Here is a 23,521-nt window from a genome sequence, read left to right as displayed (position 1 = left end):
TTTTTTGTCCGAAAAAAAGGAAAAACAGGAGCTGGAAAAGGGCTGAAAAAACCTTTTTTCGGGGAGGTCGATTTCTAAAAGGCTTCGAAAAGAGTGGTAGGTTGGGTACGGGTTGACAAGGAGTCCAGAAGGAGTTCAGATGGGGTTGGTATATTATTACCTACGGCAAGTCCTACTGAACCCCTTCCCAACCCCTTTCGAAGGCGCAACTCTTCCCGAACTCTTCCCAAACTCTTCCCTACTGATTTTTCTATCAACCGGAAGTCAGCATCTGCTGCTTATCTTTAAAAAATTTAGTGCAATTTTTGTCCCAAAAAAAGCTCGTTTTTAGGAAGAAAAAAGGCTTGGGAATGGACTAATTCAGGAGGCATTTATATGAAAATTCCTAGAGTAAAAAAAAGAGAATTGATTTTATGCTGCATGGCGTTAAAAAGAAAGTGACCTCATCCAAGGTCACTTTTTTTTAACTAACTTATTATTCATAAAAAAACTGGCTGTTGGGGAAGGAGTCGAACCTTCAAGGGGTAGTTAGCTATAGTTCAAAATCAATTGTGGTCAACCCATAAACTACGTTTATCCCATTATTCCCCACCACCGAGACAAGGAGGCGTGTCTGCCAATTTCACCACCCAACATTATTTTAAAGTACAATCTTCTGAGTTTTAAGCGCTAAGTTGTAAATTTCCAAATGCACCTTATATTAGAACTGAAAAACTTATCACTCAAAACTTCATGGCTGTAGGGGAAGGAGTCGAACCTTCAAGGAGTAGTTAGCCCTTACGGGTTTTCCATATTCTCCACCACCGAGACAAGGAGGTGCGTCTGCCAGTTTCACCACCCTACAGAGTATAAGCAAATGTTAAAGAACTGATATTTTTTGTTACTTGCTTGATACAAATGTAACAACAACCCGATTATGTTGCAAATATTTTAATCATTTTATTTTATTATTAGCATATTAATAATTATATTTGAATATCGTTAACAAATATCAAAATCATGCTTAAAAAAGAAAGCCAAAATTTAGAAATTGATAACCTGGATATTGACATATTAAAACAGTTAATGCAGGATGCGACGAAACCATATACGGAAATCGCGAAAGACCTGATCGTTTCTGGGGGAACCATCCATGTAAGGATGAAAAAATTACAGGAAATGGGCATTATCAAAGGTTCTCATTTGATGATTGATCCGCAAAAGGCAGGTTACGACATCACCGCTTTTCTTGGAATCTATCTGGAAAAAGGGATACAGTATAAAGATGCAGTAGAACAGCTTAGTAAAATCAAAGAGGTCGTAGAGTTACATTATACCACCGGTGCCTATAGTATGTTTGCTAAAATCATCTGCAGAGACACCAATCATTTGAGACATGTTTTAAATGAGGAAATACAAGCGGTTGAAGGTATACAACGCACTGAAACGCTGATTTCACTGGAAGAAAGCATCAGAAGACAGATTGAATTGTAATTCAATCTGTCTTTTTTAATAAAAAAAAGCTGGCATCTATTCCCGGATTTCATTCCTCTTGCCCGCGCTGCTGCTTTGAGTTCCATCACCTTATGCTCATCTATTTGAAAAAATATTGTTCTTTTTTGAAAGAAGAACAATACCTTTGTTCTAATTCCTTAATATTCATTGTTTTAAAAACCAAGGAATCATGACTGAACGTTTCAACATATCGCCCCTTTCGCAGGCTGCCTGATTCTGGCGGACGCAAGCCCATTAAAAATTTTATTGGAACTCATACTGCAATGCCCTTGATTCATCTCAAGGAGGCTTTGGTATTTTTGTGTCTGCCTTATAAACCAGGTCCTGGCGAGCTATTTAAGGGTATATCCTCTATCTGAGGACGAACTGAATTTTATTCAACCGCATTTCCCATTTTTAGTATCCGTCCAATGGACAATCAAGAACTGTCGTTCTCCAATTTGCTGTACAATTTAAAATCTGCAAGAAGGAAAAAACGATTACAAAAAAAGGATTTCGATAAACAGCTGATTCAAATCATAAGAAAAAGAGAGTTACAGTGGCAGCAAAGGGCTGCTTTACCAATGGTTCCTTTAGAAAATCCCTATCAAAAAGGATGGAAACGTCATTTTGTGCTTAGAGACGACATTACAAGGTCTCCTACGGCTGCTTTTTATGTTCAACTTTTGGAAAAGATCAATACGGTGCAATACCATCCGGAAAGGTCTTTCAAACTGAAGAAGAAACGCAAGAGGAGGAAATTACCACTGGAAAGAAAGCAATTTCTGCAGGAGTTCTCTGTATGGTAATGGCATCACCACAGTCTTAAACTGACTGAAGAAGATAAAGCCCATTTTCATTTATATGAACAAACCAGTAAAAGCGGCAAGGAAAAACTGTTACGGTATCGGTTCAATGAGCCATGGCGCTATGTCTTAACGCTGAAACCTCATTTCATCACAGAAGTGAAAATGCTGGATCAAGCCCTGGAACAGGAAATTCAATTGCTAAAGAATCACATAGACAACCATCACCTACAACCAAGGATGAATAAGTTAACCGGTGGTACTTACCGCTATCAGAGATGGCGCGACATGAATAACCGCAGCTATCGAAATCGATTAAAGAGAGACGCATTAGCTTCCTTTCTGGAAGAATGCGAGTTAAAAAAACAAGAACAATATTAAAAGCAATGAGCATTTTAAGAACAAAAGACCTTAGTAAAATAGGTTATACAAATGATAAAGCAAGAAGCCTGGTCGCCAACATCATGAGCAGACATTTCAAGCATCATACGAAAACTCAAATTATAGAATTATTAACACAAATTAAAAACAATCCGGAAGCCTATGTAGCAGACAAGCAAGTTGGCAAAATTGCCGAAACATTTATAGATAAAGTAAAGGAATGTGCCTTTCAAACGTTTAACCTCCTGCAGGAAAGCGGACAGCTCAAAATCTATGGAGGAAAAGAGATCGACCATGGCGCAAAAAAACAGATGGAGCTGGCCATGTCATTGCCAATCGTAGCACAAGGCGCCCTGATGCCAGATGCACATACAGGTTATGGCCTGCCAATTGGTGGGGTACTGGCTACAGAAAATGCGGTGATTCCCTATGCCGTAGGCGTAGATATCGGTTGCAGAATGTCCTTGTCTATTATAGATGAAAGTGATAGCTATTTCAAACGCTATAGTCATCATATGAAGATGGCCTTAAAAGAGCAAACCTATTTCGGGATGGAAGGCGTAGCTCCGGTTCCGGCTGCTCATGAAGTGTTGGACAGTCCGGTTTTTCAGGAAACGGAACTGTTAAAGCGCCTACATGGTAAGGCCTGGCGACAATTAGGGAGCTCCGGAGGCGGAAATCACTTTGTGGAGTTCGGAGAAATAGAACTTTACGAAGGAAATACCCTTGACTTAAGCCCTAAAAAGTACATGGCTTTACTTTCCCATTCCGGGAGCAGAGGTTTAGGAGCGAACATTGCGCAACATTATACAAAAATTGCCATGAACACTTGTAAATTACCCAGAGAAGTAGAGCGCTTAGCCTGGCTAGACCTGGATACTGAAGCCGGACAGGAGTATTGGTTGAGCATGAACCTCGCAGGAGATTATGCGAAGGCTTGCCATGATGTAATTCATGAGAACCTATTGAAATCATTAGGATTACAGGCATTGGCAAAGGCAGAAAACCACCATAATTTTGCCTGGAAAGATCAGCTCAGCAATGGAAAAGAGCTGATCGTGCACCGTAAAGGAGCCACTCCGGCCCATGCCGGAGAGCTGGGAATTATACCCGGTAGCATGAGTACCCCTGCTTATCTGGTGATGGGAAAAGGAGCCGAACATGCCTTAAACTCTGCAGCGCATGGTGCAGGAAGGGCTATGAGCCGACAAAAAGCAAAAGCAAATACCACTGCTTCCGCTTTAAAGAAAATGCTGGGCAATGCAGGTGTTACCTTAATCGGAGGAAGTGTAGAAGAAAATCCGATGGCTTACAAAGACATTGAGAAAGTAATGCAGGCACAAAAGGATTTAGTGGTGGTGCATGGAAAGTTTATGCCAAGAATTGTGCGCATGAATAAAGATTAAATCCATCAGCATAGGGCCTTCAGAATGGAAAAAGGTTCGGCATTTTGCCGAACCTTTTTTTATTTAAGATCATGACTAAGTTCAGGAAGTTGAACATGATGATCGTTCCTGAACGTAATTGTGAACTGACTACTTAAATCTATTTTTCAAAGCTTCCAGTTTCAGCTGTAAATCGCCTTCTGGCTGTGCCTTTCCTTTTTGTTCTGCTTTCTGTGCAGGTTTCGGCCTATTTCCAACAGGCTTATTTCCAGCAGATTTATTGAAAGTCTTTGCAGATCCTTCTGTTTTCGGCTTGGATTTCGCTTCGCCAGATTTCATCGATAAAGAAATACGCTTCCTTGCAGCATCCACCTCTACTACGGTCACTTCTACTTTCTGATGTACTTTTACTACATCATTCGGGTTGGCCACATAGCGGTCTGCCAGCTGACTCGTGTGTACTAATCCATCTTGGTGAACACCTATATCTACAAATGCACCGAAATTGGTAATATTGGTTACAATACCAGGAAGTTTCATTCCTATCCTTAAATCTGCAATTTCATTCACACCATCGGTAAAGCTGAAGGCTTCAAATTGCTCCCTGGGATCTCTCCCTGGCTTTGCCAATTCATTCATGATATCGTTTAAAGTAGGTAAACCAATCTCTTCTGTGACGTATTGTTGTAGCTTGATTTGTTTTCTTAATTCGCTATCTTTTATCAATTGTGCTACGCTACAGTTCAGGTCTCTGGCCATTTTATTCACCAGATTATATCGCTCGGGATGAACTCCACTTGCATCCAATACCTGCTCTGCATCTCTGATTCTTAAGAAACCCGCAGCCTGTTCAAAGGCTTTATCTCCTAAACGAGGCACATTTTTGAGACTTTCTCTGTTTTTAAAGGCACCGTTTTCATTTCTATAGCTAACGATGTTTTGCGCCAGTTGTGGTCCCAATCCAGAAACATAGGCCAATACCTGTTTTGAAGCTGTATTTAACTCTACCCCTACTGCATTTACACAGCTCATTACGGTATCATCCAGTGATTGCTGCAATTTAGTCTGGTCCACATCATGCTGATACTGGCCAACACCAATTGATTTTGGATCGATCTTTACCAATTCTGCCAATGGGTCCATCAATCTTCTACCGATAGAAACTGCGCCACGTACGGTAATGTCTTGTGTTGGGAATTCTTCACGCGCAACTTCCGAAGCGGAATAAATAGAGGCTCCGTTTTCATTCACCATCACAATGGTCACATCAGCCAGTTGTAAACCACGTACAAATACTTCGGTTTCTCTTCCGGCAGTGCCATTACCGATGGCAATCGCTTCAATTTGATACTTTTTACAAAGCTCAATCACTTTATCCGCTGCATTTTTCACATTCCCTTGTCCGGTATGTGGGTATATAGCGGTATTTTCTAATAACTTTCCTTGTCGGTCTAAACAAACCACCTTACATCCAGTCCGGAATCCAGGGTCAATTGCCAATACGTTTTTCTGTCCCATCGGTGCAGCAAGCAACAATTGTCTGGCATTCTCAGCAAATACACGGATGGCTTCAACATCTGCTTTCTCTTTTGAGAAAGAACGAATTTCAGTTTCCATTGCTGGTCCTAATAGGCGCTTATACGAATCCTGGATGGCCATTTTCACCTGCTTTGCCGCTGCAGAATTTCCTTTGATGAATTGACCTTCGATGATGGAGATGGCTCCTTCTTCTTCCGGCATAGTTTCCAGTTTCAAAATCGCTTCATTTTCCCCTCTTCTCATGGCCAGTACTCGGTGTGATGGTGCGGCTTTAAGTGGCTCTTCCCATTCAAAATAATCTTTATACTTGATCCCCTCTTCTTCTTTACCTTTCATTACTGAAGATTTAAAAGAAGATTTCTGCTGGAAATACTGGCGCATTGCAGTTCTCAGCTCCACATGCTCATTCACGATCTCCGCAATGATATCTCTTGCACCTGCCAGCGCTTCTTCGGTAGAATTTACACCCAATTCCTCATTCAGGAAGGACCTGGCCTCTGCATCCGGATCAGCTTTACCTTGTTCCAGCAGTGTCAAAGCCAATGGCTCCAGACCTTTCTTTCTGGCTTCAGAGGCCCTCGTTTTGCGTTTTGGTTTATAAGGAAGATAAATGTCTTCAATGCTGGCGATATTACCCGCCTCATTGATCTGACGCTCCAGCTCAGGGCTGAGTTTATCCAATGCGGCCAATGCTTTCAAAATCGCTTCTCTACGTTTATCCAGTTCGCGAAGTTGTTGAAATCTATCGCGGATCTCCGCTACCTGTACTTCATCCAGACTTCCCGTCATTTCCTTACGATAGCGGGAAATAAAGGGTACAGTTGCACCGGCATCTAACAATTCGATGGTTGCAACAACCTGTTTTTCAGCTACCCCAAGCTCGGTAGCGATTATTTTGGAATGATGACTCATTTAATGATCTTTTGGTATGCTAACGTACAATTGCGGCCAAAATTAAGGCTAACAATCGATATCCTCAAATAAATAATGTGTTAATGAATTGTTGCCTTCCGGTTAGGCTGGGCTAAAAAAAAATCCCGCTGGTCAATACCAACGGGATCCTATATTAACGATGTAATTTGTAACTTATTTTGCTACGTACATCACTTCTTTTACAGCTTTAACCACTTTTTCAGCATTAGGTAAACTAGCCGCAATCAGTGTTGGTGCATATGGAAGTGGAACGTCTGCACAAGTGATACGTAAGATTGGAGCATCTAAATAGTCAAAAGCATTCTTTTGAACATTAAATGCAATCTCAGAAGAGATAGAAGCCAATGGCCATGCCTCTTCCACTACCACTAAACGGTTGGTTTTCTTCACAGATTCAATGATGGTTGCGTAGTCGATAGGACGTACAGTACGTAAATCGATTACTTCTACACTGATTCCTTCTTTAGTCAGTTCTTCAACTGCTGGATTTACCACACGGGTTAACATTTTACCGAAAGTAACAATGGTCACATCAGTACCTTGTTTAACCACGTTTGCTTTACCGATAGGCAGGTAATATTCTTCTTCAGGAACTTCACCTTTATCACCATACATCACCTCAGATTCCATGAAAATTACTGGATCTGGATCAAGGATAGCTGCTTTTAACAAACCTTTAGCTTCGTAAGGAGTAGATGGGACTACTACTTTTAATCCTGGGCAGTTGGCATACCAGTTCTCAAAGTTCTGAGAGTGTTGTGCACCTAGCTGACCTGCATTTCCGGTTGGACCACGGAATACGATCGGAATAGAGAATTGACCTCCACTCATTGAAAGCATTTTGGCTGCACCGTTAATAATCTGATCAATAGCAACCAATGAGAAATTGAAAGTCATAAATTCTATGACAGGAATTAATCCATTCATTGCTGCGCCAATACCAATACCGGTAAAGCCCAATTCGGCAATAGGAGTATCAATCACGCGTTTGTCGCCAAACTCGTCCAACATACCCTGACTTACCTTATAAGCACCATTGTATTGCGCTACTTCTTCACCCATCAAAAAAATGTTCTCGTTTTTACGCATTTCTTCACTTAGGGCTTCACGTAACGCTTCTCTAAATTGAATTTCTCTCATTGTATATTCAAATATTAACTGATGGCAAATATAACCATTGTAAATTAATTATAAAGTAGTGTTTTAATTACACAGTGTTTTCAGCTTTACTTGCTGGCTTTTGCGCTGGGTTCTCCGAAATGAATAATGTTCCCATTGTTGTCCAAAATGGAGAACTGATACATCCCCCAGGCCATTTCAGCCAACTTTCCATTCGGATGAACAATGCCTTCATGCTCATATTGTTGATACAATTGCTTCACATTATTTACATTAATATAACAGCCTGTATGCTTTGGAATGGACAAATCTTCGGTAAACCAAAGGTGAATACACACTTGTTCCCTACTGAAAATCAGGTAACCATCCCATTCAGAGTCGAGTGTAAAGCCCATTTTTTTGGTATAAAAAGCGATGGTTTCCGCTTGATTTACGGAAGCCAGAATAGGTACTGCTGATAGTAACATAAGCGCTGTGTTTTGGTTAATTATTTCCCACAAAGGGTTAGATAAGGACAATAAGTACAGTTCTCGGCCACCGTTGTATGCTTAAAAGGAAGTTCCGGATTGAACAATTCTTCCAGCTTTTGGCGTAATAAACCGGTAAAACTTCCTTTCAGTTCTTCTAAATGCTCTGCCTGTAGCAGCACTCTTTTTCTGTTTTCTTTCAGATAGAATAAAGTGCCTTCTTCCCGCATTTTACGCACGATATACAGGTTCGGTTCTACTCCTGAAATTCCTTTTGCCTGTTCATAAACATAGGTATAAAATAAGGTTTGAACAAGGGCTTTGTTTTGCTTATTACTCTCACTATCAAACAGTTCATCAATAGAAGAAAAACCTACTTCATCTCTTCCGGTTTTGTAATCGACAATCCTGGTTACACCGTTTCGTTGGTCTACACGGTCAATGATACCGAATAAAGTCAGCTTTCGTTCTACTCCTTCCACCTTAATCGGGAAAGTAATCACATAATCCTCCGCATTCTCCAGTTCTACCAATGAAAATGGCGCCTGCTGTTCATCATGGTCCAGAATCACATTGGCATATTCCGCCACAATAGCGAGCATGACCTGCTGCATTCCATTGTATTCCAATAGCTTTTCTTCTTTATCAAACATCACCCTGGCAAAGGCAAGTTTGCACATCTCTGTGAGTTGTTTTCGGTTTTCTGCGATTCGTTCTTTAGTGATGTAAGGACTTTCGTCCTTTAATTTCTGGTAAAAATTTTCTAAAACCAGGTGTAAAGTGGAACCAATGCTATTGGCTTCCAGGTTCTCGGCCAGCTCTTCCGGCTCTTCTACTTTGGCAATGTATTTATAGAAAAACTGTACCGGACAGTTGAGGTACGTAGTAAGTCTGGTGGCAGATAACCTGACCGGATTTTGCTCCTGATTGTCAAGGTAAGTATGTAGACGCCTCAGCACCTCTCCTTCTTTTTTGATCTCAAACTCTATCTTCGGCTCAATTGCCAGAGACTGCGACTGGTCAAAATATTTGAAAGTATAACCACTTTCAAATTCCAGCTGCTTTAAAAAGCGACTGGGTTCTCCGGTATTGCTATCGTCAGCCTGTCCGTTGTACACCAGACTAACTTTTTTGGAGCGTTGCAATAAACGGTAAAACATATAGGCAGAAATGGCGTCCTGGTTTTCAATTACCGGTAATCCATAGGCTCTGCGGATGCTATCGGGAATGAAACTTGGAGAAACATTGATTTGCGGAAGGATACCTTCTGTTACGCCAAGCACATATACATGCTCAAAATCCAAACTCCTGCTTTCCAGTAATCCCATCACCTGAACCCCTTGTAAAGGTTCCCCACTTAGTGGAACTGCTATTCCCTGAACCGCTTTTTGCATCAACGAAAGCACAAAAGAAAGGGGTAGCTGCGCGGCATAATCGGCCAGGGTATCATGTAACCTATTGAGCTCTTTTAAGGTGGCCCCAAATAAATCAGCTTCAGTTTGTTTTAAAGTCTGCTCTTCCAATTGTCTTTCCAGGATCAATTTGAATACTTGTTGCAAATGCTCAATGGCAGTTAAACCTTTATCTACCCTGCTAAAAAACAATGTAGATAAAGCATCCTTTTGCAGTGTTTTTACAGGAACATCGATCAACTGATCCTTCAGGATTTCCTGTTGTATCTGGTCCCTTAATACTGGTAAAACCCCTGTCAGAGGGTGGGAAAGGAAGGCCTCCACTTCCCTGTAATAAATGGTATCTTTCTTTTCTTCAATCAATTGAGCCTGTACACTCAACCATAAATCAGCGAGACCGAAGATGGAAGTCGCCAGTAAAGGATACCCCATCGTAACGTTCAGCTCAATATTGGAAACACCTCCTGCATGTTGATATTTAGTAGGAATGGTTTGTAAAACCGGCAATAACAAACTTTCGTCAGCAAGGATCAGTGCAATCTTCCCTGCATTATCAGCTACATCCAGTAATGGATAGTCCTGTAATAATTCCTGATGAAGAATCTTCGCCTGTGCAGTTTGCCCCTGGGTTTTGTAAACATTAATCTCTTTTTGCTGATTTCTAATCAGTGTTCTTGCTTCCCCCAAGGCGTTTGGCAATCCAATTTTTTGAATATTTTTTCTCAGAAACAGTCCAGCTTCCTGAGTCTCATCGTCCATATAGTATTTGTCGACATCAAAATAGAACAAGGCTTTTTCTTCTTTATTCCATTTTTTGAAAATCACAGCTTCTGCATTGCTAAGTGCATTGAATCCGGCAAAGACTATCTTCCCTGCTTTAAAAGCATCGATAAATTCCGGCAGATCGGCTTTGCCTTCCGCAAGCTGACGATAAATATAAGCCATCGTGGTGAAGCCTTTCTCTCTCAAAGCAGCGTGAAAGTTGCGATATAGCCTTGGCATCCTTCTCCACATCCGGATAAACTGCTCCTGGTGGTATTGTTGCTTTCCGGAAGAAAAGGACGACCAGAACTGCTCCAGGAACTGTTGCTGTTCTTCTGTCAGGTGTTGAAAATCCTTTTCAATCACCGCAATATCCTCCAGCTCCTGAAAGAGCTGATCTGCATTGACCAAATCATTATCGATCTGTGAGAAGTCGCTGAGAATAATCCTGGCAATCGGATAAAAAACATCCGGATTAAGCGGCTTTCCACCTTCTTCAATAATGAGCTTATTATATGCTTTTAACAACGTAAAAAACTGGGTAAAACCATCAGCCACCTGCAAATGGGTGGAAAGTGCAAAAAACTCCTGGATGGTAAAAAACGAAGGTGCCCAGAAAGGCTTCCTCAGTGTATCTGCCAGATGGTTCTGCAGGTAAGGCACCGGTCTTTTATTGTTAAAAACTACTGCGGCATGGTGCAGATCTGAACCCAACCTTTTAACTAAATCTTCTGCAACTTCTTTCAAAAACGCCTTCATCTTTACACTGATTTTAAGGTTGCACTATGTGCATAAAACAAATAGGTTTTTACCTTATGGTAGCCCATTGCCAATAACAAGTCGCGGTATCCGTAAACTTGTTTAATATGTGAATCACTCTCTTTAAGCGTGAATTTATAATCAATCACGATGACCTCATTTCCAGAGATCAGTACTTTATCCGGGCGGTACATTTTTCCCCGGATATCGATAATACTCTTTTCATTAATGGTTTCCTTACTGGTTTTCAATAATTCCTGGAGCTCCTGATGCGCCAATACATTACCTGCCTGCCTGCGTAAGGAGGGCAGTTCTTCCGCTTTAAAGAACCCTTCATTGAGCAATATGTTCAATGCCGTTTCCATCTCTTCCAGGTTCGAGGATCTGGCCAAGACTTCATGTAAAATGGTTCCTTCCCTACCGGCGTTGTTACCGGTTAACATTTCCAGTTCTTTTCTTTTGAGCTTATTATTGAAAACTTCTGAAAGTCTTTCAGAGGTCGGGTATTCCTGTAAGTTAATCAGCTCAGGTCCGCTTTCCTCTACCCTGGATTTTTTACTCTTTTTAAGCACCGGTACATCTACAAAAAATCTCCCATCCTCATCCAGCTGGTCCTGTAAAGTCATCGCCAATACATCACCAATGGTACTGATCGTTTCCGTCTTTTTACCCAGACAGGTGATATAGAGGTACTCTTTTGTCCTCGTGGTAGCCACGTACAACATATTCAGGGCATCCATATTGTTGTAAAGCAATTCCTCATAGTAAGGAATTGCTACGGCCGACTGCCCCAATTCCTTATTGTATTTCAATGGGATACTTTGCAGTTGATGGTATGGCGTATTTTCGGTTGGCACCCAAAAGATCCCATTGGGTTTTCCATTAATTTCCCAATTGCAAAAAGGCACCATCACCACTTTAAATGCAAGGCCCTTAGATTTATGGATCGTAATCACCTGCACTGCATCAGTACGCTCTGATGAAGGAAGGGTTTTTCTTTTTCCTTCCTCAGCCCAATAGTTAAGAAAAGCGGTGATTCCCTTTTCTCCCTGTCTGGCGAAGTTCCCGGCAAGATCTCTTAATGCAAAAAGGTAAGGTAAATGTGCCGCATGCTTTTTCTGACTTAAGCCATAAGTATGAATTAGTTTTTCCAGCAGCTCTGGCAATGGCTGCTGCATCCAGGCCTTCCAACTTTCACAAAGTTCCGCAGGAAGGATATCGATCAGGTGTTCCAGTCCTTTAATTTTCAAATTGAACAGCTGATCCGGCAGCACTTCTATTCCTCTTAACTGTGCATAAAGACTGATGATGTTTGCCTTATATAATGCTGTATTTCCCGGAATTCCTGCCATTACTTTTAAAGTGTTGATCAGGATTTTCACCGCGGTATTGTTTTCAATTAATAAAGCTTCACCAGAAATCACGTTGATGTTGTTTTCCATTAGTGCATCGACCACAGCAATGGCTTCCGAATTGGAGCGCACCAGCACACAGGCGTCTCCAGCTTTATAGCGTTTTTCTTCGAGGATAAGACGTTTCAGGGTCTCCACCATGCGCCTTAAGGCTTCAGGCTTGAATCCTGTTCTGCCCAAACTGGCGCCCTCCGCATCTGTTTTTAGAACAGAGAAGTCGATGGCACCACCCTCAGCTGTTTTCGGGGTAATTTTTTGTTCTACTTCGGCATAAACATCAGTCATGATATGACTGAAACCTTTATTCTCCCACCAATCCGCTAATTTTTGATTGTCAGACTGCTCTCCAATCGTTTCATTTAGACGACGTTGCATCAGGATTGGCAATGCTTTAAAAAGTGTATTGTTGAAGGAAATGATGTTTTCTGTACTCCTGTAATTCTCTTCCAGGTTAGCCGCTACCACATACGTTTCGCCAATATCATGTTTTGCTTGTTGGTGAAGAATATTCCAATCTCCGTTACGCCATCGGTAAATGGATTGTTTCACATCTCCCACAATCAAATGATCGATCAACTTACCATTGGCTTCTGCCAAAGCATTTTTTAGGAGGGGCTTAAAGTTACCCCATTGATTGGCAGAAGTATCCTGAAACTCATCAAATAAAAAATGTCGGTATCGGCTTCCTGTTTTTTCCCAAATAAAAGCAGGGTTGTCATCATCTTCGCCAGTGATACCTTTCAGTAGATTCTGGGCATCACTGATGAGCAGATTGCCACTTTCTTGCCGGTAAGTTTTCAATAATACGGCCATTTCCTGCATTAAACGCAGGTAATATAAATTTTTATTGAAGGCTTGCGCAAGTATATATTCCGGCAAACCATCGATATAATGTTGGTATAATTTGTTTAGAACAGGATTTAAGGTATAGTAAAGGCTGTCATCTGCCCCTGGCTTAAACCACTCTTCCGGTTCATTAATCAGCTTTGAAATGTTTTGAATTTTAGTAAAATCACCATCAGCAATCCTGGCGATTGCCAATAATGGTGATCTTGATTTTCCTTTGAGCTGATCACTGGGAATATTAGCTGCTTCAAACAGGTTTGTGGCACCTAAGGCCAGTTCTTTGAGCTCTCGCTCAAATAAAGTGATTTGTTCCCTGGTCATCTTACTATACTCCCCGAACATCACATTGAGATCGTTATGCTCAATTAATTCCTGAATGGCATTGTCGAAGGGCTGGTAACGCTCTTTAAAAATCTCACCAGCAAGCTCCGTCAACTCATTTCTATAGTTCCAGCTCACATTATTGCTGATGCGGTCTAAAGCAAGGTCGATAATCCATTGCAAGAGGTTAGGATTGTGGTCCATTTGCTCATCCAGCCTATCGGCAAGCTCGTTCTTTACCTTTTCAAAATTCATCTCCAGCGCGTAGCCGGAATCCAGTCCTAACTCAAAAGCAAAGCCCCTGATGACCTTTTGAACGAATCCGTCAATTGTGCTGACCGAAAAACGACTATAATCATGAAGGATTCTCCTGTAAATCTTCTCCGATCTTTGTTGAAGCAGTGATTTGTTCAGTTCGGGGTGTGCTTTTAAAACCAGTACCCGATAGTCTTCCACCTCTTCCTCTCCTAAAGCGAAGCCTTTTAGCACCTCCATGATCCTGGTTTTCATTTCTTCTGTTGCCTTATTGGTGAAAGTAACGGCAAGAATTTCCCGGTACTTGGTTTCTCCGGATAATAAAAGGGTTAAATAATGGGCTGTAAGACTGAATGTTTTACCAGATCCTGCGGAAGCTTGTAGTATTTTTAGCGGCTGTTGAGGCATTAGGTAAAGCTAAAGGATTCTTCCGAAGTTTCCAGAAAATAATAACCTACTATATTAGTAGAGTAATTTTATACTCAGATTACAAAAAGATCTCAATTGTTTTCTATTTTTGAATGTAGCTGTGTGTATTGGAAATACAATTACGCTTAAAAAGACTCCTTAAAAAAGAATGACCCATGAAAAAACTAGCATTACTTCTTTTTGCTTTTGTAACGATTTCTGTCAGCAGTTTTGCTCAGGAAACTAAAGAAGCCGTTAAAATCTATAACCCTGCAGCAAATGCTCAAGCCGACCTTGATGCTGCCATAGCAAAAGCTAAAAAGGAAGGAAAACATGTATTTGTACAGGTAGGTGGAAACTGGTGTTCCTGGTGTATCGCTTTTCATAATTTGGTAGACCATACTCCGGAACTTAAGAAGTTGCTGAACGACAATTATGAAACAGTATTGATCAATTACAGTAAGGAGAACAAAAATGAAGCGGTATTGGCGAAATTACAATATCCCGGACGTTTTGGTTTTCCGGTATTTCTGATTCTTGATGGCAATGGAAAACTATTGCACACTCAAAATTCGGCTTATCTGGAAGAAGGAAAAGGTCATAGTGTGAAAAAGGTAACTGAATTCCTGAAAAACTGGAATGTAGCGGCCTTGAAACCGGAAAATAACAAATCATAACCTTTATAGAAATTACCTGGAACTATAAAACAGAAATGCCCTGTAACCTGGGCATTTCTGTTTGTATGGTCTATTAATTATTGTCCTGCACCGTATTTGAAAGCAGGGCTTACCGTAACTGGCAATTTACCTGAAGGTATCAATTGATTTTTAAATACTGCCGCTGCTGCCAGCTGCATAAAGTCTTCCTTTTGGTAAGCCACCAGCAAGGCTTTACTTTGTTCCAGCCCCGGCAAAGCGTCGATGTTGTAGGGGTTGGCGAAAAGCGCAAATACTGCCGACTGAGTGGCCATATTCTTAATGAACATTTTCAAATCTGCTGTCAATACCATTCCATTTCCAGGGCGGTTGCGTGTATCATGAATCCCAATGATCACCTGATCAAAAGTGCCGAGCTCCCTCAGTACTTTTGCAATCACATTGGCATTCGCACTCTTATCCAAAGTATAAAACACAGCATTTTTGTAGTATTTACCCAGATCTTTCTGGAAAGTGGTAACTTGCGCTGTACCAATACTAATGATAGCCGTTCTTTTTTGCGGAGAAAGTGTTTTTAAATATTGCTTTCCTTTTAACAGGGTCATGGAGGCATCTGCCAACTGTTGCAATAATAATTTACTTTCTGGTCGGTTCAGCTCCGCATACACATTACTTTCATTAACGGTATCCTTTACATTTAAACCTGCCCAGTATTTGGCGGTAAGAATTTTCTTTACGCTTTCATTGATGCGTTCCATAGGGATACGACCTTCCTTAACTGCTTTTCTAACCAGTTTAATTGCCCTTGCACTGTTTTCAGAAAGTTCAAGAATGTCATTTCCGGCAATGATCCCCATCACGTCTGCTTCACCATCTTTAAAGTACTTTACCACTCCTTTCATGCCCATTGCATCAGAAATAATGATGCCTTTAAAACCCAACTCCTCTTTTAGAATCCCCGTCACGATCGGTTTTGATAAAGTGGAAGGCATATTTGGGCTGTTGTCTAATGCGGGGATATTCATATGAGCAATCATAACCCCTGCGGCACCTTCTTTTATCAGTTCCCGAAAAGGGTATATTTCCAAACTGTCCAATCTCTCTTTTGAAAATGGAAGTTTAGGCAGGTCGTAATGAGAATCCACATCCGTATCTCCATGACCAGGGAAATGTTTTAAGCTCACCAATAGTCCGCCGTCCTGCATCCCTTTCATGTAAGCCGAAGCTTTAGCTGTTACATTGTATTTATTTTCACCAAAAGACCGGTAATTGATTACAGGGTTTTTAGCATTATTATTCACATCTACATCAGGAGCAAGATTCATATGCATCCCGATCCTTCTGTAATCTTTAGCCACTTCCAGCCCCATCTTATAAATCAGCTCCCGATCCTGAATAGCTCCCAAAGCCATTTGGTAAGGATAGGAGATTGTACTGTCCAGACGCATCCCAAGCCCCCATTCTCCATCAGAAGTGACCAGTAAGGGTACCCTTGCCAATGCCTGATATTTATTGGTTAAAATCGCTTGCCGACCAGGACCACCCTGAAAAAACACCAGTCCACCTATATGTTCCTTTTTAACTACTCTGCCAATAGAATCTTCAAATACTTTACCCATGTCGGTATGTGCCCGCACAAAAAACAACTGTGCAATTTTCTGACGTCTGTTTAATTTCTTAAATACAGAATCAACCCATAGATTAGGCCTAGATAAAGTTTCTATATAGCTACTATGCTTTGACTGCTTTTTGCTTATTATTGGTAATTGCTGTTTCAACAACTCCTGTGATTGTTGTTGTGCCTGAACGGTAGAAAAACCAGTTAAAGAGAGAAAGAAGGCACAAATGGGATACTTATATTTCATTGATTTGGTATTCGGTTAAATTTCAAAGATAAATAAAAAAATCAGGGAGAACCCTGGGACCCTCAGCCTGCTGATTTCATCTTAGAAAACCGAAAAATTCTGGACATGGCATAAAAAAAAAGGAATGCAAATGGTGCATTCCTTTTCCTAAAGTCCTAATTTAAGTATAAATCAGGCAATAAAAATTCGTCTTAGAATTTTAAACCTAATCCTACCGAGAATACCTGATTTTTGTATTCTGGAGTTCTTTTAGTTCCATCCTCATTGTTTTTCTGGAAATCAAGGGCATAACGGCCATGAAGATCAATTTTGTCATTGATATCATATCTAAATCCTATTACACCGCCCACAAGACTCTTTTTGAACTTATCAGCATCTTCTCTGTATTCCTCTTCTACAGTTGGTCCAAAATTATTTGAATATTTGTTGGTCGTTGATGTTAAGAAAGATACCTGAGGTCCTACAACCAGATTTAGTCCAGAACCGCCAACATTAATTGTAGCTAAAATTGGAACATCCACAAAATGTGTGGTTTGCTTAAATTCGCCAAGTGGTGATTCCAGTTTATATCCCTTTGTTGCATATAATAACTCGGGTGTAAATGCCAGACCTTTAATCAGCATAATGTCTAAGGTAATACCCGCATTAAAACCAGGATTTACCTTAGTCTTATAATCGTTATTTCCGTCATCCTTAATAATATTAGGAACGTTTAGTCCTGCCTTGACCCCAAATCTAATCGGGCTTTGTGCGTTTACAGCACCTGCAGTGAATAGGCATATCGCCAAAATGATGATCTTTTTCATAATGTGTTGTTTTATCAAGGGGGCTTAGAAAGAAATGTGCCACAATGCCAACAGAGAACCTCTCAGAATAGCAAAAAAACACCTGATTGATTCGTTTTAAAGGCTTTAGCCTCCGGTAAAAAACACATCGGGAGACAAACGATCAAAGAGAAGCCGGAGATCAATTGTATTAAATTTGATACAATTCATTCCAGGTCAACTCATTTTAGTGGGCTGTTGTTTATAGATCAGATGATGAAATTATCCGGGATTAAGCCGCCTAAAAACAAAAAAGTCAGTCGAATTAAATTTTTCAATTTGCTTTCTTTTAGTTTCGATAAGGTTTGTTTATACTTACGTATAATTACTTTTGGTTCATTAAAAACTTAACTCTATAGCAATGTCGGAATTTTCGGCCGAGGTCATCGGTACTATGTTAATGATACTTTTAGGAAACGGGGTGGTCGCCAATGTGGTCTTATCCGGTACCAAAGGAAATAATGGCGGCTGGATTGTAATCACCACTGCCTGGGCACTTGCTGTTTTTGTAGGTGTAGTAGTTGCAGGCCCTTATAGTGGGGCGCATCTAAATCCCGCGGTCACCATTGCGCTGGCCATTGCCGGAAAATTCAGTTGGGCAAAAGTACCGCTCTATATCGCTGCCCAGTTTATTGGCGCATTTTTAGGGGCTTTTCTGGTTTGGTTAACGTATAAAGATCATTACAAGCCGACTGCGGACCAGGGCGCCAAACAGGCTACTTTTTGTACGGCTCCTGCCATTAAAAACAAATGGTCTAACCTCATTTCTGAAATTATTGGCACATTTGTACTCATCTTCGTCATTCTTCATTTTACTGACGCCACATTAGGCACAGAAAAAACAGCTATTGGTCTAGGCTCATTGGGTGCTATTCCAGTTGCGTTTCTGGTTTGGGTAATTGGTTTGTCCCTAGGAGGAACCACAGGATATGCCATTAATCCGGCGAGAGATTTAGGACCGAGGATCATGCATGCTATCCTGCCTGTTGCTGGCAAAGGCGAGAGCGGCTGGTCTTATGCCTGGATTCCTGTACTTGGGCCAGTAATTGGCTGCACGTTAGCTGCTTTGCTGAACTTATATTTACACTAAATAAACCTCTTTAACGATAGCTGTTTTAAATTCTAAGCTATGTTTGATTTTTCTAATCATAAAAAAGCCCTCAAAAAGTGTTTAAATTTTTGGGGGCTGTGCAATGTTACTTTCTGGTGGCATTTTAATAATAGATCATCAGCCATTCAGCAGCGATTTATTTTACCCTTGTTATGGTGTTTTAGCAAGGGCATCAACCAATAGCTCTTCCAGTTTCTTATCCAGGTCATCGCCGGTCAGGTTCCTGGCAATAATGACACCGTTTGGATCAATCAGCACATTTGCCGGAATGGCTCTTACGCCATATAATTTCGCTGCTGCGCTATTCCAAAAGGCAAGATCAGAAACATGGGTCCAGGTTAGCTGATCATCCTTGATCCCTTTTAACCAGGCTTCCTTTGATTTATCTAAAGATACTGCGAAGATGTCAAATCCTTTATCGTGATATTTTTGATAGGCTTTTACCAGGTTTGGATTTTCCCTTCTGCAGGGACCACACCAGGAAGCCCAGAAATCAAGTAATAGATATTTTCCAAAATGATCTGATAGTTTAATCGTCTTTCCATCTGGTGTATTTCCTTCAAAATCCAGAGCTTTCTTACCAATACTCACCGAGTTCAAGACATTCACCAAATCCTTTAATACTGCTACATATGGTGTTTGATGCAATTTTGGATCTAACAATTGTAGATTCTGACTGATTTCATCGGGGCTTAGCCTATATGAGAAATCTCTGTATAATACATAAGCAGAAACCAGGGAAGCAGGATTCTTTTTGATAAACTCATCAATTTTGACTTCTTTTTCTTTCTTATAACTTGTAAAAAGATCATTTGAAACAGAACCCCTGACTTCCGAATTTCTATAATATTTCTCTGGATCTAAGTTAACATTGATTTGTCCTTCCTCCAGAAAAACATACAACGGACTCTCCTCTTTATTCAATGTTAAGCCGTACAATTCCGGTAGTTTTAAGCTTTTGTTAAACTTGAATGTTCCAGCCTTTATCTCCGCAGAATCCAGGGTTTGAAACATTTTATTATCAAATTTCTGAAGGTAAACTTTTCCTGAAGGCCGATCTTTAACAGTACCTGTGATCGTTACCTTGTGCTTATCCTGTGCATAAATTGCGGTACTGCTCAGCAATAATCCTAAAATGGAAACTTTTAATATATTCATCGTATTGAGCTCTTTTAATCTTATGATGCACCAAAGATAAACAAATAAACTACTAATCCTATAGACTTTGATTAGTCACGAAACAAACTCCTTTAAAGCACAATAAAAAGTTGTCGCAAACTCCCCTAAATATTGACGTTTCCGGCCATAAAAAATCAGAGATATCCTCTTAACTTAGATATATCAAATATGAAATTATGACGACAACAAACGATCAAACCGTAATTACAGTAGCAGCTACTGTAAATGCACCAATAGACATCATATGGAAGGCATGGACCAATCCATCGGACATTAAGAAATGGAATGCGGCTTCCGAAGATTGGCATACCACTAAGGCAGAAAATGACTTACGTCCTGGTGGCGCATTCAGCTCAAGAATGGAAGCCAAAGATGGTAGTTTTGGCTTCGACTTTGGTGGCATATATGATGATGTAAGTCCATATGAACTGATCACTTATACCCTTGGAGATGGTAGAAAAGTAAAAATCACTTTTGAAAAAAATACAGATGGGGTCACCATCACAGAGAGTTTTGATGCCGAGAACACGAATCCTGTAGAAATGCAAAGAGCTGGATGGCAAGCCATCATGAACAACTTCAAAAAACATGTAGAGGCCTCCAATGCTTAATGGAAAGCACTCTTTTACAAAAAATCCCGGGATTGCAGTGAAATGTATATTTGATATACCCGAACTGCAATCCTTATATTTGTGCTAAAACTAAAGCGATATCCTGCCATTCCTATTCGATGATGAAGTTCCCTGCCCTTATTTTATCCGCATTTTTTGTTTTTGGTACCATTCTAACTGCAAATGCGCAAAGAAAACTGATTTTTGAAGAGAATTTTAAAAAGAATCAACTTCAAAAAAAATGGCTGACCATGAATGGAAGCTGGGAAATTAAAGAGCAGGCAATTTATGGGAATAAAGATTCGAATTGGGCAATATTACTCGCGAATAAGCCCTTAACTGAAAACTACATTCTGACATTTTCTGCCAAAGCCGAACCAAACACGTACCTATTTGAGGTCATGCTCAATTTAAATGGTTCAAAGTTTCTTGGGATCTTACTCAATCAGTTGGAAAACAAGGTGGCTATTGAAGACCGTTCATTGTTCGGAAACCTGGAAAACAGGGGTTCATTTATCCATACAACCGGACATATTGGCACCATGCCTAAAGTAAAAAGGGCAAGGCAGCACGATTGGCAAGACTGGAAAATCCAAAGATCAGGTAATCAGTTTTTTATCTGGATCAATCAGGAAGCAGTGATCTCTTTTAAAGATAGTTCGGGTTTTGTAAAGCCAAAAGGACAGTTTGGCTTTACCTTCAATGGAAAGGGCGCGATTAAAGACATCAAATTATGGAAAACAGAGGGGTTTGATGCCGACAGCCCCAAGGACTTTAAAGGTTTAGACCTGCTAAAGCCTTTTTTTATTTTCGAATAAACTGAAATAAAGCCCACAGACTCATCTCTTCTTCCTGTTTCAATTGACTGGAAAAGGAAGAAAAGACAAATCAGCAATAAGAATGGGTTATAAAGCTTTGAAAGTTGCTTTAAAGGCCTCTCTACAGTCCAGATCAACTTCAATTGGCATGCCGTCCTTAATATAGAGTTGAGTTAAACCTTCATGGTTTTGAAAGTAACGGAAGTAATTTTGAATTCTATCAGGCTTATCTCCCGTGTCTTTATTTGTATGCCCGCTAAACCAGCGATCATATTTCAGTGCAATATGTTTAAGTTTTTCCTCAAACTCCATTTTCCTTTTCTCATCTGCACCTTGGCGCAGCTCTTTTGTAATATCGCTCATAATCAGGTAAAAGCACAATGTACACTTAATAAATTGCTTATTCTTCGAAAGTGGCTTTAATAGTATTTAAAGCCCTGAATGAAAATCGAATTGGAATGATGGATTATGAGAAATTCTCCGAAATTTTTAAAGAAAGATATCCACCAATGGTCATGAACAACATAAAAAAAGGCTAGTCCTGATGGACTAACCTTTTATACTTTTGTAATTCGCGGAGAGAGAGGGATTCGAACCCTCGGTACCCTTTGGAGGTACACACGCTTTCCAAGCGTGCTCCTTCAGCCACTCGGACACCTCTCCTTTTTGCGGATTGCAAAAGTAAAAAAAAAATTGATTGCTACAAGAGATTAATCAATTACAGTAATTTTTAACATATTGGTTTTTCCCTTTTTCTCCATTGGGATTGCCGCTGTATTGATGATTACATCACCTTTTTTGATCATTTTATATTCTTTCAGCAAGTTATTTACATCCTGAATGGTATCATCTGTACTGTCGAATTTATCATAAAAGAAGCCTTGAACTCCCCATAATAAGCTTAGAGTATTTAGCAATGATACGTTGCTGGTGAAGATATAAGTTAAGGCTTTTGGTCTGTGACTTGAGATTTCGAAGGCAGTATAACCACTTACGGTCATAGAAACAATACCAACGGCATTTGTTTGTTTTGATAAGAAACAAGCGGTATCACAAATTGCATCGCTTAGGAAGCTTTCAGATTTCGGTTTAAGGAACTTTTCCGGGTGGAATGGATAGTTGTTTACCTCAATGTTCTGAATGATTTTTTGCATCGTCTCAATAACAATCAGCGGGAATTCACCTACAGACGTTTCTCCACTTAACATTACTGCATCTGCTCCATCTAATACTGAATTGGCTACATCATTCACCTCTGCACGTGTTGGCCTTGGTGTAGTGATCATACTTTCCAGCATTTGTGTTGCAATAATTACAGGTTTTGAAGCTGCCCTACATTTCTGAACAATCATTTTTTGTAGTAATGGAACTTCCTCCATTGGCATTTCCACTCCCAGGTCACCCCGGGCAACCATGATCCCATCAGAAACTGCAATGATTTCATCAATATTTGCAATGGCTTCAGGTTTTTCAATCTTCGCAATTACACGTGCGGTTTTACCTCTTTCTTTGATGATTTCTTTTAATTCTACGATATCTGTAGCGTTACGAACAAAAGAAAGTCCGATCCATTCCACATCATTTTCTAATACAAACTCCAGATTTTTACGATCTTCTACCGTCAAAGATGGGATAGAAACTTTAGTATTTGGAAGATTTACTCCTTTTCTTGAAGTCAGAATACCACCATGAACAACCTCACAAACCACCTCATCAATCAGGTTGGTTTCAATAACACGCATTTGAAGTTTACCATCGTCTAAAAGGATGATTTCTCCCGGCTTAACATCTTGAGGAAAAGTAGTATATGTGATGTAGATACGCTCTTCATTACCGATACATTCCTTAGTCGTAATGACTGTCCTGTTTCCGTTAACTAAGTGAATTCCACCGTCTTTCACCATTCCAATTCTAATCTTAGGACCCTGTAAATCAGCAAGAATACCTACGTTATAATTGTGTTTTTTATTAAGACTGCGGATGGTATTTAGAACTTCCTGATGATCTGCCTGAGAACCGTGAGAGAAGTTTAATCTGCATACGTCAAGGCCGGCATTAAACATGCTAAATAAAACTTCGGGTTTAGCTGAAGCAGGACCGAGCGTCGCTACGATTTTTGTTCTGGAATGAAATGGTTTCATTTTGGTTACTTAAATTTATATGGACCAACAAAATGAAG

General features: G+C 40.3%; 18 protein-coding genes and 3 tRNA genes. 8 read left to right on the top strand and 13 right to left on the bottom strand.

Features of this window, described 5'->3' with window-relative positions:
* Positions 1-491 precede the first annotated feature (491 nt).
* Both R2Q94_RS01430 and R2Q94_RS01425 read right to left on the bottom strand, forming a co-directional pair.
* A tRNA-Asp gene (locus tag R2Q94_RS01430) sits at positions 492-635 on the bottom strand.
* Positions 636-733: 98 nt separating this feature from the next.
* Positions 734-844: transfer RNA gene (locus R2Q94_RS01425), tRNA-Asp, on the bottom strand.
* Between the two features lie 155 nt (positions 845-999).
* Between R2Q94_RS01425 and R2Q94_RS01420 the strand changes: the two genes are divergently transcribed.
* The 4 genes from R2Q94_RS01420 (at position 1,000) to R2Q94_RS01405 (ending at position 4,066) form a co-directional block, all read left to right on the top strand.
* Positions 1,000-1,473 carry an Lrp/AsnC ligand binding domain-containing protein gene (locus R2Q94_RS01420; protein WP_316819648.1) on the top strand — a complete coding sequence of 158 codons (474 nt, stop codon included), beginning with the start codon at positions 1,000-1,002 and terminating at the stop codon, positions 1,471-1,473.
* A 431-nt stretch (positions 1,474-1,904) separates the two neighbouring features.
* Entirely contained in the window at positions 1,905-2,282 is a 378-nt protein-coding gene (locus R2Q94_RS01415; protein ID WP_316819647.1) for a hypothetical protein, read from the top strand.
* A gap of 162 nt (positions 2,283-2,444) precedes the next feature.
* A complete protein-coding gene (locus tag R2Q94_RS01410; RefSeq protein WP_316819646.1) occupies positions 2,445-2,660 on the top strand; it encodes a hypothetical protein in 216 nt (71 codons plus the stop codon).
* 5 nt (positions 2,661-2,665) lie between these two features.
* Positions 2,666-4,066 (top strand): RtcB family protein, encoded by a 1,401-nt coding sequence (locus R2Q94_RS01405; protein ID WP_316819645.1) that lies wholly within the window; start codon positions 2,666-2,668, stop codon positions 4,064-4,066.
* Between the two features lie 129 nt (positions 4,067-4,195).
* Here R2Q94_RS01405 and R2Q94_RS01400 read toward each other — a convergent pair whose 3' ends face one another.
* The 5 genes from R2Q94_RS01400 to R2Q94_RS01380 all read right to left on the bottom strand — a co-directional run bounded on the left by R2Q94_RS01400 (position 4,196) and on the right by R2Q94_RS01380 (position 14,278).
* Positions 4,196-6,496 carry a Tex family protein gene (locus tag R2Q94_RS01400; RefSeq protein ID WP_316819644.1) on the bottom strand — a complete coding sequence of 767 codons (2,301 nt, stop codon included), beginning with the start codon at positions 6,494-6,496 and terminating at the stop codon, positions 4,196-4,198.
* A 174-nt stretch (positions 6,497-6,670) separates the two neighbouring features.
* Positions 6,671-7,657, bottom strand: a complete 987-nt coding sequence (locus R2Q94_RS01395; RefSeq protein WP_316819643.1) for a pyruvate dehydrogenase complex E1 component subunit beta — start codon at positions 7,655-7,657, stop codon at positions 6,671-6,673.
* 86 nt (positions 7,658-7,743) lie between these two features.
* Positions 7,744-8,103 carry a VOC family protein gene (locus tag R2Q94_RS01390; protein ID WP_316819642.1) on the bottom strand — a complete coding sequence of 120 codons (360 nt, stop codon included), beginning with the start codon at positions 8,101-8,103 and terminating at the stop codon, positions 7,744-7,746.
* Between the two features lie 20 nt (positions 8,104-8,123).
* Positions 8,124-11,036 carry a PD-(D/E)XK nuclease family protein gene (locus R2Q94_RS01385; protein WP_316819641.1) on the bottom strand — a complete coding sequence of 971 codons (2,913 nt, stop codon included), beginning with the start codon at positions 11,034-11,036 and terminating at the stop codon, positions 8,124-8,126.
* Between the two features lie 2 nt (positions 11,037-11,038).
* Positions 11,039-14,278, bottom strand: coding sequence for a UvrD-helicase domain-containing protein (locus R2Q94_RS01380; RefSeq protein ID WP_316819640.1), 3,240 nt, complete (start codon positions 14,276-14,278; stop codon positions 11,039-11,041).
* Positions 14,279-14,454: 176 nt separating this feature from the next.
* Between R2Q94_RS01380 and R2Q94_RS01375 the strand changes: the two genes are divergently transcribed.
* Entirely contained in the window at positions 14,455-14,955 is a 501-nt protein-coding gene (locus R2Q94_RS01375) for a thioredoxin family protein (protein ID WP_316819639.1), read from the top strand.
* 77 nt (positions 14,956-15,032) lie between these two features.
* Here the strand turns inward: R2Q94_RS01375 and R2Q94_RS01370 are convergent, their stop codons facing one another.
* Both R2Q94_RS01370 and R2Q94_RS01365 read right to left on the bottom strand, forming a co-directional pair.
* Positions 15,033-16,799 (bottom strand): glycoside hydrolase family 3 protein, encoded by a 1,767-nt coding sequence (locus R2Q94_RS01370; protein ID WP_316819638.1) that lies wholly within the window; start codon positions 16,797-16,799, stop codon positions 15,033-15,035.
* 191 nt (positions 16,800-16,990) lie between these two features.
* Entirely contained in the window at positions 16,991-17,605 is a 615-nt protein-coding gene (locus R2Q94_RS01365; RefSeq protein WP_316819637.1) for a porin family protein, read from the bottom strand.
* A gap of 379 nt (positions 17,606-17,984) precedes the next feature.
* Between R2Q94_RS01365 and R2Q94_RS01360 the strand changes: the two genes are divergently transcribed.
* The gene (locus R2Q94_RS01360; protein ID WP_316819636.1) at positions 17,985-18,713 is read left to right on the top strand and encodes an MIP/aquaporin family protein; all 729 of its coding nucleotides are present in this window, start codon (positions 17,985-17,987) and stop codon (positions 18,711-18,713) included.
* 171 nt (positions 18,714-18,884) lie between these two features.
* Here the strand turns inward: R2Q94_RS01360 and R2Q94_RS01355 are convergent, their stop codons facing one another.
* Positions 18,885-19,892: a TlpA disulfide reductase family protein gene (locus tag R2Q94_RS01355; protein WP_316819635.1), complete on the bottom strand. Its 1,008-nt coding sequence runs from the start codon at positions 19,890-19,892 to the stop codon at positions 18,885-18,887.
* A 197-nt stretch (positions 19,893-20,089) separates the two neighbouring features.
* Here R2Q94_RS01355 and R2Q94_RS01350 point away from each other — a divergent pair, with 197 nt between their 5' ends.
* Both R2Q94_RS01350 and R2Q94_RS01345 read left to right on the top strand, forming a co-directional pair.
* Positions 20,090-20,524, top strand: a complete 435-nt coding sequence (locus tag R2Q94_RS01350) for an SRPBCC family protein (protein ID WP_316819634.1) — start codon at positions 20,090-20,092, stop codon at positions 20,522-20,524.
* Between the two features lie 119 nt (positions 20,525-20,643).
* Complete coding sequence (locus tag R2Q94_RS01345) at positions 20,644-21,342, top strand: hypothetical protein (protein WP_316819633.1); 699 nt, start codon at positions 20,644-20,646, stop codon at positions 21,340-21,342.
* An 87-nt stretch (positions 21,343-21,429) separates the two neighbouring features.
* Here the strand turns inward: R2Q94_RS01345 and R2Q94_RS01340 are convergent, their stop codons facing one another.
* From R2Q94_RS01340 to pyk, 3 genes are all read right to left on the bottom strand, one after another.
* Positions 21,430-21,705, bottom strand: coding sequence for a hypothetical protein (locus tag R2Q94_RS01340; protein ID WP_316819632.1), 276 nt, complete (start codon positions 21,703-21,705; stop codon positions 21,430-21,432).
* Positions 21,706-21,917: 212 nt separating this feature from the next.
* Positions 21,918-22,005: transfer RNA gene (locus R2Q94_RS01335), tRNA-Ser, on the bottom strand.
* A 47-nt stretch (positions 22,006-22,052) separates the two neighbouring features.
* Entirely contained in the window at positions 22,053-23,483 is a 1,431-nt protein-coding gene (pyk, locus tag R2Q94_RS01330; protein ID WP_316819631.1) for a pyruvate kinase, read from the bottom strand.
* Positions 23,484-23,521 lie beyond the last annotated feature (38 nt).

Source organism: Pedobacter gandavensis (assembly GCF_032678465.1).
Classification (GTDB): Bacteria; Bacteroidota; Bacteroidia; order Sphingobacteriales; family Sphingobacteriaceae; genus Pedobacter; species Pedobacter gandavensis_B.
This window is presented reverse-complemented; position numbering and strand designations above follow the sequence as displayed.

Excerpts from the sequence above, each read along its gene's own strand:
- R2Q94_RS01420 (WP_316819648.1), top strand. The coding sequence starts at position 1,000 with ATGCTTAAAAAAGAAAGCCAAAATTTAGAAATTGATAACCTGGATATT.
- R2Q94_RS01415 (WP_316819647.1), top strand. The coding sequence starts at position 1,905 with ATGGACAATCAAGAACTGTCGTTCTCCAATTTGCTGTACAATTTAAAA.
- R2Q94_RS01410 (WP_316819646.1), top strand. The coding sequence starts at position 2,445 with ATGCTGGATCAAGCCCTGGAACAGGAAATTCAATTGCTAAAGAATCAC.
- R2Q94_RS01405 (WP_316819645.1), top strand. The coding sequence starts at position 2,666 with ATGAGCATTTTAAGAACAAAAGACCTTAGTAAAATAGGTTATACAAAT.
- R2Q94_RS01400 (WP_316819644.1), bottom strand. The coding sequence starts at position 6,496 with ATGAGTCATCATTCCAAAATAATCGCTACCGAGCTTGGGGTAGCTGAA.
- R2Q94_RS01395 (WP_316819643.1), bottom strand. The coding sequence starts at position 7,657 with ATGAGAGAAATTCAATTTAGAGAAGCGTTACGTGAAGCCCTAAGTGAA.
- R2Q94_RS01390 (WP_316819642.1), bottom strand. The coding sequence starts at position 8,103 with ATGTTACTATCAGCAGTACCTATTCTGGCTTCCGTAAATCAAGCGGAA.
- R2Q94_RS01385 (WP_316819641.1), bottom strand. The coding sequence starts at position 11,036 with ATGAAGGCGTTTTTGAAAGAAGTTGCAGAAGATTTAGTTAAAAGGTTG.
- R2Q94_RS01380 (WP_316819640.1), bottom strand. The coding sequence starts at position 14,278 with ATGCCTCAACAGCCGCTAAAAATACTACAAGCTTCCGCAGGATCTGGT.
- R2Q94_RS01375 (WP_316819639.1), top strand. The coding sequence starts at position 14,455 with ATGAAAAAACTAGCATTACTTCTTTTTGCTTTTGTAACGATTTCTGTC.
- R2Q94_RS01370 (WP_316819638.1), bottom strand. The coding sequence starts at position 16,799 with ATGAAATATAAGTATCCCATTTGTGCCTTCTTTCTCTCTTTAACTGGT.
- R2Q94_RS01365 (WP_316819637.1), bottom strand. The coding sequence starts at position 17,605 with ATGAAAAAGATCATCATTTTGGCGATATGCCTATTCACTGCAGGTGCT.
- R2Q94_RS01360 (WP_316819636.1), top strand. The coding sequence starts at position 17,985 with ATGTCGGAATTTTCGGCCGAGGTCATCGGTACTATGTTAATGATACTT.
- R2Q94_RS01355 (WP_316819635.1), bottom strand. The coding sequence starts at position 19,892 with ATGAATATATTAAAAGTTTCCATTTTAGGATTATTGCTGAGCAGTACC.
- R2Q94_RS01350 (WP_316819634.1), top strand. The coding sequence starts at position 20,090 with ATGACGACAACAAACGATCAAACCGTAATTACAGTAGCAGCTACTGTA.
- R2Q94_RS01345 (WP_316819633.1), top strand. The coding sequence starts at position 20,644 with ATGATGAAGTTCCCTGCCCTTATTTTATCCGCATTTTTTGTTTTTGGT.
- R2Q94_RS01340 (WP_316819632.1), bottom strand. The coding sequence starts at position 21,705 with ATGAGCGATATTACAAAAGAGCTGCGCCAAGGTGCAGATGAGAAAAGG.
- pyk (WP_316819631.1), bottom strand. The coding sequence starts at position 23,483 with ATGAAACCATTTCATTCCAGAACAAAAATCGTAGCGACGCTCGGTCCT.